Here is a 12255-nt window from a genome sequence, read left to right as displayed (position 1 = left end):
CTTTGAAACCACTCCGGGACGGCACCGCATGCGATCCATGAAGCTGAGACTCGCAGCCTTGTACGGTGCCGGCCTGGTGGCGGTGATGCTGCCAATCGTGGTTGCCATCGTGCTGGCCGAGCACAAGAGCCTGGAGCATCAGCGGGAGCGGGCCAGCACAATTGCGGCCGATATTCTGAGCCGCGCGCACAAGGTCAGCGACCAGCTCAAAGTGGTGTTCACAGAACTCGACGCTGCCCCGGCAGGCCCGCCCTGCTCTGAACACAACCTGAATCTGATGCGCAAGCTGGTGATCCAGTCGAATTTGCTGCTGGACGTGGGCTATGTTGAGAACGAACACATGGTGTGCTCGTCGTTTGGGCGGGACGGGTACGTCATCGGCCCGCGAAGCTACATCAGCAGCGGTGGTTACAACATCTGGGCACAGGTGGAACACCCCCTGCTCCCCGGTTCACGCCTGGTCATCACATCGGACCCCAAAACCGGCTTTGCCGCCTTGATTCATGAGGGCACGGTGGTGGACGCAGTCCCCGACCATGGCAATCTGACTTACGGTTTGCTGGGTGTAGCGCGCAAGAAAGAGCTTTTCCACAGAGGGATGTTCAACCCGGATTGGTTCCCTCGCATCGGCAACTCGTACGAGACTACCTTCTTCGATGGATCCCGCGTGGTTGCCTGGAAACGTTCCGATCGGTTCGACTACGCCGCGTATGTGGCCATCCCTGGCAGTGAGATTGACGACGGCTGGAAGCGCGTGCTGTGGTTCATGTTGCCTATTGGCATTGGGACCGCCATCATTTTGGCGGTGGTGGTGGCCCAACTGGTTCGCTTGCAAGGCGCCATACCTGCCGCGCTACGCCACGCCTTGAAGCACAAGGAATTGTTTCTGGTGTACCAGCCCATCGTGGACCTCCGCTCAGGCGCATGGATAGGGGTGGAGGCGCTGCTGCGCTGGCAAAAGTCCAGCGGGGAATTTGTGAGCCCTGATATCTTCATCCCAGTGGCAGAGCGCTACCACTTTATCGAGCGGGTGACCGAACGCGTGATCGAGCTGGTGGAAGCAGACGCTGGCGAATTGCTGCGCACCTACCCCGATTTCCATGTGGCCCTGAATTTTTCAGCCCAGGATTTTTGCAATCCTGCGATGGTGGAGCGCCTGCGTGCGGCGGCCGCAAAAATGCAAGTGCACCCTCGCAGCCTGCATGTAGAGGCAACCGAGCGCGTATTCCTGCATGTGGAGCAAACGCGCAAGGCCGTCGAAGCCCTGCGTGCGCAGGGGCATTCCCTGTCCATCGACGACTTCGGCACGGGCTACTCCAGTCTGTCCTACCTGACCGAGCTGGAGCTGGACTGCCTGAAGATCGACAAATGCTTTGTTGGCACCATTGGCCAACAGGCGGTGACCAGCCATGTGATCGCCCACATCATCGAAATGGCCAAGTCGCTCGGGTTGCAGATGATTGCCGAGGGCATTGAGACCCAGGAGCAGGCCGACTATCTGCAAGCCCATGGCGTGCAGTTTGGCCAGGGCTGGCTGTACGCCAAGCCCATGGGCATGGCACAACTAGCCCAGGAACTCGCGCGCCAAAGGCAGCCTGCGGCAGGCTAGCGCCCCTGGCAGATCAGCCTTTGGTGGACACGGCCATGTGGTCCACGCGCTGGTCCAGGATGGCTTCGGGGTCTTGGGCTTCCTGGACGGTGGGGTGGTTCAGGCCAGCGTGCAGGCGTTGCATGTCCAGATCCCCCGTCCACTTGGCCACCACCAGCGTGGCCACGCCGTTGCCCACCAGGTTGGTCAGCGCGCGGGCTTCGGACATAAAGCGGTCAATCCCCAGAATCAGCGCCAGGCCCGCCACGGGCACATGGCCCACGGCCGACAGCGTCGCCGCCAGCACAATGAAGCCGCTGCCGGTAATGCCAGCCGCACCTTTGGAAGTCAACAGTAGCACGGCCAACAAGGTAATTTGTTGCATCAGGTCCAGCGGCGTGTCGGTGGCCTGGGCGATGAATATCGCGGCCATGGTCAGGTAAATGGAGGTGCCGTCCAGGTTGAACGAATAGCCGGTGGGAATAACCAGGCCCACCACCGATTTGCGGGCGCCCAGGTTCTCCAGCTTTTCCATCATGCGGGGCAGCACCGATTCGCTGGACGAGGTGCCCAGCACGATGAGCAGCTCTTCCTTGATGTAGCGCACAAACTTGAACACACTGAAGCCATGCAGCTTGGCCACGATGCCCAGCACGCCGAAGATGAAGAACAGGCAGGTCAGGTAGAACGCCCCCATGAGCTTGCCAAGCGAGAACAGCGAGTCCACGCCGTACTTGCCGATGGTGAAGGCCATGGCACCAAAGGCGCCGATGGGGGCTACCTTCATGATGATGCCGACGATGTCGAACAACACGTGCGAGGTCTTCTCGATCAGGTCAAACACCACGGTACCGCGCCCGCCGAACTTGTGCAGCGCAAAGCCAAACAGCACCGAGAACAGCAGCACCTGCAGGATCTCGCCCTTGGCAAACGCATCCACCACCGAGGTGGGAATGACGTTGAGCAAAAAGTCCACCGTGCCCTGCATCTTGCCGGGGCCGGTGTAGGCGGCGATGCCCTTGGTGTCCAGCGAGGCCACGTCCACATGCATGCCCGCGCCAGGCTGCAACAGGTTCACCACGACCAGGCCGATGATCAGCGCCACGGAGGACACCACTTCAAAGTACAGCAGCGCCAAGCCGCCGGTCTTTCCCACCTTCTTCATGTCTTCCATGCCGGCAATGCCAACCACCACGGTGCAGAAGATGATGGGCGCAATGATCATCTTGATGAGCTTGATAAAGCCATCGCCCAGCGGCTTCATGTCGGCGCCCACCTGCGGGTAAAAATGGCCCAGCAGCACCCCCACGGTGACGGCAAACAGCACCTGGGCATAGAGGGATTTGTAGATGGGCTTGCGCGCAGCAGTCTTGGACATGGCCGGGGCCTTTCGAAGAGGTGGAGGGGACGATCAGAGCAGGCCCGAACGATACGGCTTGGCGCCCGCGCAGCCAACTGTGGCGTTCATCAGTAGGGTTAACCCTAGACGCTCCAGGCTTGCGCTACATTTTGCGTATCCGCCTTATCCAGAAAGCAGTTGTCCATGCACCCTCTGTTGACCTCTTTGCACAGCACCCCGCGCGTGCGCAACGGCCTGCTGGCCCTGGCCTGTGCGGCGCTGCTGTCGGGTTGCTCGATCTGGCCCAAATCGTGGACGCTCTCATCCGACCCTACCCCGGCTAGCGCAGCGGCCGAGCCCGACACCAAAACGCAAGTAGCACCGCCCCAGTTTGTAGAGACCGCGCCGCAGGAAGCGCGACAAGAGGTCGTGGTGAACCCGGTGGTGGTGCCCGCCGCCAGCGAAACCGCCCCCGTGGCGGCCATGGCGCCCGCATCGCCCCCACCCGCGCTCGCCCCCACCACCATGCCTGCCAAGGGCGCTAAGGGAGCCAAAGGCAGCAAGAGTGCCAAAGCCGTGAAGACCGCCCCCGCTGGCGGTCTGGAGCATGCGTTCTATATCAATGTGGGCCTGTTTGCCGTGCCCAGCAATGCCAGCAATGCATCGCAAAAGCTGGCGGACGCGCAACTGCCCGTGTTCACCCAAGACCTGCAGACCAAAAAGGGTAAGCTGACCCGCGTGCGCGTGGGCCCGTTCAGCAACCGCGCCCTGGCCGAGACCGCGGCCACCAAGATCCACGCCATGCAGCTGGACGCCATCGTCTTCGAACACTGAGCGGGCCAGATCAGCCCAGGGGGCGAAAGCCGAAGGGTCTGGAGGTCTGGTGGTCGGAGCCGCGCAGCTCAAAGTTGTCGGTGGCAGGCACGCCCAGACCGCGGCGCTCGTTCACGCCGCTGACGATGCCCAGTGTGCGGTCATAGCGCTGGCGCCGCCCTGGGTCTGACAACACCGCATAGGCCTGGTTGATATAGGCCAACCTGCCACCAGCGCCCACCACATCAGGATTTTTATCGGGATGGTGCTGCTGCGCCAGGCACCGGTAGGCGGCCCGGATTACCAAGGTGCTGGCCCGTGGGCTCACCTCCAACAGGTCATACAAGGTTTCGCTACGCTCGGCGTCAGTCATAGACTGGGCGCCACTTCTTCGGCCCAGACGGAAAAGCGCCGCAACGTGTTGGGGCCAAAGGTGTTGGTCAGAGCCACGTCGCAGGCGTCGCGGCCGCGCGCCATCAGCATCCGCCCGATGCGGGGCGTGTTGTTGCGCGCATCGAAGGTGTACCAGCGGCCACCCAGATAGGCTTCAAACCAGGCGGCAAAGTCCATCGGCCCAGGCAAGGCCGGGCTGCGAATGTCGCCCAGATAGCCGGTGCAGTAGCGGGCCGGAATGTTCATGCAGCGGCACAACGCTATGGCCAGGTGCGCGTAGTCGCGGCACACGCCCTGGCCCTCGCGGTAGGCCTCTAGCGCGGTGCGGGTGCAGCGCGCGTGGTGGTAGCCAAACTCGATGTGCCGGTGCACAAAATCGCAGATGGCCTGCACCCGCGCCCAGCCCGTGGGCCCGCTGCCAAAGCGCAGCCAGGCCATGTCGGAGAGCTGGTCGGTCTCGCAGTAGCGGCTGCCCATCAGGTACATCAGCACCGCCTCGGGCAGCTGCTCCACCGGCAACTGCTGCAGGCTGGGCACCACGGCGTCGGGCAGGCCGGTGTCGTGCACGAGCGCATCGGTGCGCAGCACCAGCCGCCCCTCGGGCGCGACGATGCGGCTGCACAAGTTGCCAAACGTGTCGCGGTAGGTGTCCACCGCCACCGGGGGCTCGGTCTGCAGCAAGTCGGGCACGATCAGGTCGCCAGCGCGCGTGTAGTGGATGCTGAGGGCCAGCAGCATCGGCGTGGGCGCCGGGCACAGGTACTCCATCTCAAAGCCCACGCGAACCTGCAGTCCCGTGCCCGTCGGGATGGGCTGGGGTGGCGGGGGAGGCGCGACGGCCGGCGCTTCGTCCGCCGGGGCGTAGGTGTCAATGTCCAGAGACAGCAGCATGTGGAACCTCCTGCAGCGGTTGAAGTTCGGCGGTCCGTGGAGGGCTTAGCCGTTGGCGGGGGATTCTTCGCCCACCTGCTTTTTCACCCACGCGACGTAGCTATCCATCCAGTCCTGCATGAACTCCAGGCTGGCGTGGCCGATCTTGCCGTCGGCGTCAAAGAAGTCGTCTTTGGCGTGCAAAAAGGCCTCGGGCTGGCCCATGGTGGGCGCATCCAGGTAGGCCAGAATGTTGCGCAGGTGCTGCTGGGCCAGTGCCGTGCCAATAGCCCCAACCGACACGCCCAAAATGCCGGCCGGCTTGCCCTCCCACGAGTTCTGGCCATAGGGGCGCGAGGCGTGGTCAATAGCGTTTTTCAGCACGCCGGGGATGGAGCGGTTGTACTCGGGCGTGACAAACAGCAGGGCGTTGGCGTTGGCAAGGTCGTCCTTCAGCCGCTTGACCGCATCGGCCTGGTGGGCGTCGTCGTCCTGGTTGTAGAGCGGCAGGTCGTCCAGAGCCAGCTGCTGGAACGTAAATTCAGGGGGCGCCAGCAAGGCCACGGCGCTGGCCAGCTTGCGGTTGAAAGAGTCCCGGCGAAGGCTGCCCACCAACACGGCGATCCGGTAAAGGCTCATGCGTTTTCTCCCAAAAGAGCCCATGCTGCCCGTGTAGCCGCCCATCCACCGTTCGCAAGCGCACAGAGCGGCAGCGAAGTCCGCCAAGCGGCCGGCCCGGCAATTTGTGCAACAAACTGGCACCCAGCCCCCGTAAAATATGCGCAAGCAGCTCCTAAAAACATAGCACCCATGACCGACTCCAAACCGCCCGCTCCCACCTTCCGCCGCGCCGCGCCACCACCTGCGCGTGCCGCCATTCCCGCGGGCCAAGCCAACACCGCCGCCCAGGGCGCGAATGGCACGGTGCGCCTGAACAAGCGCATGGCCGAGTTGGGCATGGCCTCGCGCCGCGAGGCCGACGAGTGGATTGGCAAAGGCTGGGTAAAAGTGGACGGCAAGGTGGCCGAGATGGGCATGCAGGTGCTGCCGGGCGTGCGCATCGAGATCGACAAACAAGCCCAGGGCCAGCAGGCCAACCAGGTCACCATCCTGCTGAACAAGCCCATCGGCGTGGTCAGCGGCCAAGCCGAAGACGGGCACGAGCCCGCCATCACCCTGATCCAGCCGCAAAACCGCTGGGCCGAGGACAACGCCCGCTTTTTCTTCCACGGCAGCCAGCTCAAGAGCCTGGTGCCCGCTGGCCGGCTGGACATCGATTCCACGGGCCTCTTGGTGCTGACGCAGGACGGCCGCGTGGCGCGCCAGCTGATTGGCGAAGACTCGGTGATGGAAAAGGAATACCTGGTGCGCGTGGTCTACACCGGTGTGGCCAACAGCGCAGCAGCCAACTCGCCCGCCGCCACCTATGGCGGCAAGGTGCAGCAGCTCAGCCGCATTGACGATGACGACCCCGTGAGCAGCGATGTGCAAAGCGTGTTCCCGCCCGAAAAACTCAAGCTGCTACGCCACGGCCTGCGCCTGGACGACCAGGCCCTCAAGCCCGCCAAGGTGGAGTGGCAAAACCCCGAGCAGCTGCGCTTTGTGCTGACCGAGGGCAAGAAGCGCCAGATCCGCCGCATGTGCGAGCTGGTGGGCCTGCGCGTGGTGGGCCTCAAGCGCGTGCGCGTGGGCCGGGTCATGCTGGGCAACCTGCCGGTGGGCCAGTGGCGCTACCTGCAGCCACACGAAAAGTTCTGATGGCACTGCCCCCCCGGCCCAAGGCCCTGCAGCACTTTCGCGCGTCTGACCTGCGCGGCGTGGTGCAACTGGCCACCCAGGCCACCCGCGGTGTGGCCCGCATGGCCGAGGGCGTGCACCAGTCCGTCTGGGGCAGCATGGGCGTACCGGGCGGCAAAACCGTCGGCACCACGCGCGGCCTGACCGGCCTGGTTTACCAAACCGTGCAGGGCGTGACCCAGCTGGTGGGCAGTGGCGCCGAAGCCATTTTGGGCAAGCTGCAGCCTCTGCTGGACGCGGCCGATGCCGAAGCGCCAGACACCCCACAACGCGAGGCCGTGCTGGCCGCCCTGAACGGCGTGCTTGGCGACCGCCTGGCCGCCAGCGGCAACCCGCTGGCCACCCGCATGCAACTACGCCACGCGGGCCAAGTGCTGGACTGGGCCCGGCCCGACACACTGCCTGCGAAGACCACCGTGGGCGGCAAGCTGCTCGTCATCCTCCACGGCCTGTGCATGAACGACCTGCAGTGGACCCACACCACGGCGAGTGGCGAGGTGCGCAGCCACGCCACGGCCCTGGCCGCGCTGGGCTACACCCCGGTCTACGTGCGCTACAACAGCGGCCTGCACACCTCGGACAACGGCGCGGCGCTGGCCGCAGAGCTGGCGCAGCTGGTGGCCCAGTGGCCCGTGCCGGTGAGCGATATCACCGTGCTGGCGCACAGCATGGGCGGGCTGGTCACCCGCAGCGCGGTGCAGCAGGCGCGGGACAGCCAACCCGCGTGGCTGCAGGTGTTGAAGAACATCGTTTTTCTGGGCACGCCGCACCACGGCGCGCCGCTGGAGCGTGCGGGCAATTGGGTGGATGTGATTCTGGGCGCCACGCCCTACTCGCGCCCCTTTGCCAAGCTGGGCCAGCTGCGCAGCGCCGGCATCACCGATCTGCGCTATGGCTGTGTCAGCCCGCAGGACTGGCAGGGCCGCAACCGGTTTCAAAAGGGACCGGACCGCCGTGTGCCCGTGCCGCTGCCGGAGGGCGTGGCCTGCTACACCCTGGCCGCCACCACCGCCACCAAGCGCGGCGCGTTGGCCGACCGGCTGCTGGGCGACGGCCTGGTGCCGCTGCGCAGCGCGCTGGGCCTGCATGACGAGGCGAAACGCAATCTGGTGTTTGCCAAGCCCAACCAGTGCATTGCCTACCAAATGAACCACATGGAGCTGCTGCACCGCCCGGAGGTAACCGCGCAGCTACTGGCCTGGCTGACGCCGGGCGCGGGGCCAACTTAGCGTTTGTCGGGCGGCGGTTCGCCGTCCAGGCCCGCCGGCTGGGTGGGCTCGTAGCCATGGGGCGGGGGCGTCCCCGCAGGCTGGCCCTCATCCAGCAAGCCGCCCACACTGGCCTCCCACAGACCCCAGGCGGTGTCGGTATCGCTCTCACTCACTTCGGGCACGGGCAAGGGGTCCAGCAAGCCGTCAAAAGGCTTGGGGGCCGCGGAGGGTGTGGCCGCCCGCTTGTCAGGGGGCGGCGTGGTCTGGTCCGGTTTCATGGTCTTTGTTTCTTCCCTGAATGCTTTTTTTGGCAATGTAGCGCTAACGCCCGCGCGGGGGAAGGGGCCCGGCTTGAAAAAGTCCGGCCTCGCCCATAATTGAGGGTTGCTCGCGCCGCAGGCACCGCCTGACAGGCGCGTAAACCGTTTTATTGAGACTCAGAGACCTATCTATGACCAAGCAAACCATGAATTTCCAGGCCGAAGTGGCACAACTGCTGCACCTGGTGACCCACTCGCTGTACTCCAACAAGGAGATTTTCCTGCGCGAGCTGATCTCCAACGCATCGGACGCCTGCGACAAGCTGCGCTTTGAGGCCATCAACAACAGCGGCCTGTACGAGAACGACCCCGAGCTGAAGGTGAAAGTCACCTTCGACAAGGACGCCAAGACGCTGACCATCACCGACAACGGCATTGGTCTGAGCCAACAGGAAGCCATCGACAACCTGGGCACCATCGCAAAAAGCGGCACCAAAGACTTCGTGAGCAAGCTCACCGGCGACCAGAAGGCCGACAGCAACCTCATCGGCCAGTTCGGCGTGGGCTTTTACTCTGGCTTCATCGTGGCCGACAAGATCACTGTCGAATCGCGCCGTGCCGGTTTGCCCGCCGACCAGGCCGTGCGCTGGGTCAGCGACGGCGGCGCCAGCGGTGGTGGTGCGTTTGAGGTGGAAAGCATCACCCGCGAAGCCCGCGGCACCAGCGTCATCCTGCACCTGCGCGACGACGCCCAGGACTACGCCCAGGCCTGGAAGGTCAAGGGCATCATCAACAAGTACTCCGACCACATCAGCCTGCCCATCCAGATGGAAAAGGAAGAGTGGAAAGACGGCGAACTGATCAACCCGTCGGATGAAAACGGTGGCCGCCAGCCCGGCGCCATGGTCAAAACCGGCGAGTGGGAAACCGTCAACAAGGCCAACGCCATCTGGGCGCGCGCCAAGAAGGACATCACCCAAGAGCAGTACGACGACTTCTACAAGCAGATCAGCCACGACTTCGAGGCGCCGCTAGCCCACACGCACAACCGCGTGGAAGGCAGCACCGAATACACCCAGCTGCTGTACATCCCCGGCAAGGCGCCGATGGACCTGTACAACCGCGAGAAGTCGGCCGGTGTGAAGCTGTACGTCAAACGCGTGTTCATCATGGACGACGCCGAAGCCTTGCTGCCCACCTACCTGCGCTTTGTGAAGGGCGTGGTCGATAGCGCCGACCTGCCACTGAACGTATCGCGCGAACTCCTGCAAGAAAGCCGCGACGTGAAGGCGATCCGCGAAGGCTGCACCAAGCGCGTCTTGGGCATGTTGGAAGACCTGGCCAAACACGACAAGCTGCCCGAAGCCGGCGCGGATGGCGTAACCGATGTGGTGTCGGAAGAAGACAAGGCCCAGGTGGGCAAGTACAGCAAGTTCTACGCAGAGTTTGGTGCCGTCTTGAAAGAAGGTCTGGGCGAAGACTTTGCCAACAAGGAACGTCTGTCCAAGCTGCTGCGTTTTGCATCCAGCACCACCGACAGCGTCAGCGTGTCGCTGGCCGACTACAAGGCCCGCATGAAGGAAGGCCAGGAGGCCATCTACTACATCACCGCCGACAACGCAGCCGCCGCCAAAAACAGCCCACAGTTGGAAGTGTTCAAGAAGAAGGGCATCGAAGTGCTCTTGATGACCGACCGCGTGGACGAATGGGCGCTGAACTACCTGCACGACTTCGACGGCACGCCCATGCAGTCCGTCGCCAAGGGCGCGGTCGATCTGGGCAGCCTGCAAGACGAGGCCGAGAAGAAAGCCGCCGAGGAAGCCGCGGAAGCCTTCAAGCCCCTGCTGGCCAAGCTGAAAGAGGCGCTGAAGGACAAGGCCGAAGACGTGCGCGTCACCACCCGCCTGGTCGACAGCCCCGCCTGCCTGGTGGTGCAAGACCACGGCATGAGCACCCAACTGGCCCGCATGCTCAAGCAAGCTGGCCAGCAAGCACCCGAAGTGAAGCCGGTGCTGGAAGTCAACGCCGAACATGCGCTGGTGAAAAAGCTGGACGGCTCGGTGCATTTCAACGACCTGGCCCACATCCTGTTTGACCAGGCGCTGCTGGCTGAAGGCGGATTGCCTGCGGACCCGGCGGCGTACGTGAAGCGGGTGAATGCCTTGCTGGTGTGATGCAAGAGGGGGTTAGAAGCAAAACTGGCCTCTAGCCCCCGTGGAATATGCGCAAGCAGCTACTGAATTGGTAGCAAATCAAGCCTCAGAGTCGCAAGACTGCTGAGGCTTTTTCGTCGAACCCCACGCGAGAGACATCATGCCCCTACCCCTCACCGCCCCACACCTCCCTAAACCCGTCTGGCTGCTGCTGGCCATGTACTTCATCGCCAGCCTCACGCACTTTGCACACAACGCGGAATTCATTGCCATCTACCCCAACATGCCCGCCTTCATCACGCGGGAGACGGTGTACTGGGCGTGGCTGGCCGTCAGCTGCCTGGGGGTGGCGGGACTCATCGTGAGCCGCATGGGGCTGCATGCGCTGGGCGCAATGCTGCTCATGGCGTATGGTGCCTGCGGGCTCGATGGGCTGCTGCACTACACACTGGCCCTGTGCGCCGAACATACCCTGGCGACCAACCTGACGATCTGGTTTGAGGTGCTGGCGGGGTCTGCGCTGGCACTGGGTACCGCAGGCACGCTGTGGCGCAGTGCAGCCCTGAAGCAGCGTCCGACCAAAGCTCACACTTAGTCCGTTCGGCCACCCGCCTGTGTGTGGCAACACACCCAGAAAAGTAACGGCCTCGCCTACCGTGAAGGCCATGGGGGTGATGCTGCGTGGCCGCATTGTCCTGGGGTCTTTTCCTGCACGGGCTGCGACGCACACCACCTATGGCCAAACGATGGATGAAGAGCTTTTTTACCAAGGCCATGCAGCGCCAGGTGGGCGCGTTGACCCGCAGTGCGCTGCGGGCGGGTAAGAAAGCGAGCAAGCTGGCCACCAAGGCAGTACCCAGAAAGCGCAAGACCGCGGCGCCGACAACGAACCACTGGCGTACCGGGATTGCGGCAAGCCCTGGCGGGCTGCGGCGCTACCACCTCTTTCACCCGACCGGAAAACTGCCGTCCAGCCAAATCCCCTTGGTGGTGATGCTGCACGGTTGCGGGCAGGATGCCCGCAGCTTCGCCAGCAGCACCCACATGAACCGCTTGGCGGCGTCGGCGGGCTTTATGGTTCTGTACCCTGAGCAAGACCGGGTTGCCAATGTCCAGGGCTGCTGGAACTGGTTTGACACCCGCTCTGGCCGCGCGCTCCGAGAAGCCACCAGCATCCTGTCGGCAATCGATCACATCCGCGCCACCTACCCCGTTGATGCGCGTCGCATTGTGGTCGCCGGCATGTCGGCCGGGGCCAGCATGGCTGCGCTGATGGCGTTGCACCACCCCGAGCGCTTTCTTGCGGTGGCCATGCACTCCGGCGTGGGCCCGGGCATGGCAGAGTCCACCGCAACGGCGCTGGCAGCGATGCGCGGCCGGATCCCCAAAAGCGCCACCTCACTGCACGCCCCTGCAATCCCTCTGCCCGCGCTCCTGGTGATTCAGGGCAACCGGGACACCGTGGTCGCACCGTCCAACGGTGCACTGGTGGTACAGCGTTGGGCGGCGACTGCGGGCGCCAAAGCTGCGCCCCCAAGAACGGTACAGCGTGGCACACGCTATGCGGTCGCGCTGCGTGAATGGAAAGTTGGTCGACGCGTCTTTGCCACCTTGGCGGAGGTGGCGGGCCTGGGCCATGCGTGGAGCGGCGGTGCTGCAACGCAGGCCTTCGCAGACCCTGCGGGGCCCGATGCGTCGCGCATGGTGTGGGCGTTTGCACAACGTGAACACACGCTGCGTGGTGCAACGCGCAATGCCTGAGCGCCGGAGCGGGCCACAGATGGGGGTTTTCCTTAGGTTGTCCGGCGTGTGACAGACCACGGCGCACCCG

12 protein-coding genes are annotated in these 12255 nt (G+C 64.1%); 7 read left to right on the top strand and 5 right to left on the bottom strand.

Features of this window, described 5'->3' with window-relative positions:
• Positions 1-37 precede the first annotated feature (37 nt).
• Positions 38-1609 (top strand): EAL domain-containing protein, encoded by a 1572-nt coding sequence (locus tag AC097R_RS04405; RefSeq protein ID WP_479596401.1) that lies wholly within the window; start codon positions 38-40, stop codon positions 1607-1609.
• Between the two features lie 13 nt (positions 1610-1622).
• On the opposite strand, the gene AC097R_RS04400 is transcribed toward AC097R_RS04405, so the two are convergent.
• Positions 1623-2966 carry a dicarboxylate/amino acid:cation symporter gene (locus AC097R_RS04400; RefSeq protein WP_479596400.1) on the bottom strand — a complete coding sequence of 448 codons (1344 nt, stop codon included), beginning with the start codon at positions 2964-2966 and terminating at the stop codon, positions 1623-1625.
• A gap of 165 nt (positions 2967-3131) precedes the next feature.
• Between AC097R_RS04400 and AC097R_RS04395 the strand changes: the two genes are divergently transcribed.
• Positions 3132-3761, top strand: a complete 630-nt coding sequence (locus AC097R_RS04395; RefSeq protein WP_479596399.1) for an SPOR domain-containing protein — start codon at positions 3132-3134, stop codon at positions 3759-3761.
• A gap of 10 nt (positions 3762-3771) precedes the next feature.
• On the opposite strand, the gene AC097R_RS04390 is transcribed toward AC097R_RS04395, so the two are convergent.
• The 3 genes from AC097R_RS04390 to AC097R_RS04380 are packed head-to-tail and all read right to left on the bottom strand — an operon-like array spanning position 3772 to position 5642.
• Positions 3772-4113, bottom strand: coding sequence for a J domain-containing protein (locus AC097R_RS04390; protein ID WP_479596398.1), 342 nt, complete (start codon positions 4111-4113; stop codon positions 3772-3774).
• Complete coding sequence (locus AC097R_RS04385; protein ID WP_479596397.1) at positions 4110-5024, bottom strand: transglutaminase-like domain-containing protein; 915 nt, start codon at positions 5022-5024, stop codon at positions 4110-4112. Before AC097R_RS04385 ends, AC097R_RS04390 begins: the two co-directional genes overlap by 4 nt.
• Before the next feature lie 45 nt (positions 5025-5069).
• Complete coding sequence (locus AC097R_RS04380) at positions 5070-5642, bottom strand: NADPH-dependent FMN reductase (protein ID WP_479596396.1); 573 nt, start codon at positions 5640-5642, stop codon at positions 5070-5072.
• 171 nt (positions 5643-5813) lie between these two features.
• On the opposite strand from AC097R_RS04380, the gene AC097R_RS04375 reads away from it, so the two are divergent.
• Both AC097R_RS04375 and AC097R_RS04370 read left to right on the top strand, forming a co-directional pair.
• Entirely contained in the window at positions 5814-6761 is a 948-nt protein-coding gene (locus AC097R_RS04375) for a pseudouridine synthase (RefSeq protein ID WP_479596395.1), read from the top strand.
• The gene (locus AC097R_RS04370) at positions 6761-8029 is read left to right on the top strand and encodes an esterase/lipase family protein (protein WP_479596394.1); all 1269 of its coding nucleotides are present in this window, start codon (positions 6761-6763) and stop codon (positions 8027-8029) included. The genes AC097R_RS04375 and AC097R_RS04370 overlap by 1 nt, the downstream gene beginning before the upstream one ends.
• Here the strand turns inward: AC097R_RS04370 and AC097R_RS04365 are convergent.
• Complete coding sequence (locus AC097R_RS04365; protein WP_479596393.1) at positions 8026-8289, bottom strand: hypothetical protein; 264 nt, start codon at positions 8287-8289, stop codon at positions 8026-8028. The genes AC097R_RS04370 and AC097R_RS04365 overlap by 4 nt on opposite strands.
• 173 nt (positions 8290-8462) lie before the next feature.
• Here AC097R_RS04365 and htpG point away from each other — a divergent pair, with 173 nt between their 5' ends.
• The 3 genes from htpG (at position 8463) to AC097R_RS04350 (ending at position 12185) form a co-directional block, all read left to right on the top strand.
• Positions 8463-10445 carry a molecular chaperone HtpG gene (gene htpG / locus AC097R_RS04360; protein WP_479596392.1) on the top strand — a complete coding sequence of 661 codons (1983 nt, stop codon included), beginning with the start codon at positions 8463-8465 and terminating at the stop codon, positions 10443-10445.
• Between the two features lie 139 nt (positions 10446-10584).
• On the top strand, positions 10585-11019 hold the full coding sequence (locus tag AC097R_RS04355; RefSeq protein WP_479596391.1) for a hypothetical protein: 435 nt from the start codon (positions 10585-10587) through the stop codon (positions 11017-11019).
• Positions 11020-11159: 140 nt separating this feature from the next.
• Positions 11160-12185, top strand: coding sequence for an extracellular catalytic domain type 1 short-chain-length polyhydroxyalkanoate depolymerase (locus AC097R_RS04350; RefSeq protein WP_479596390.1), 1026 nt, complete (start codon positions 11160-11162; stop codon positions 12183-12185).
• Positions 12186-12255: the final 70 nt, after the last annotated feature.

Source organism: Rhodoferax sp. ZS1R25 (assembly GCF_056521335.1).
This window is presented reverse-complemented; position numbering and strand designations above follow the sequence as displayed.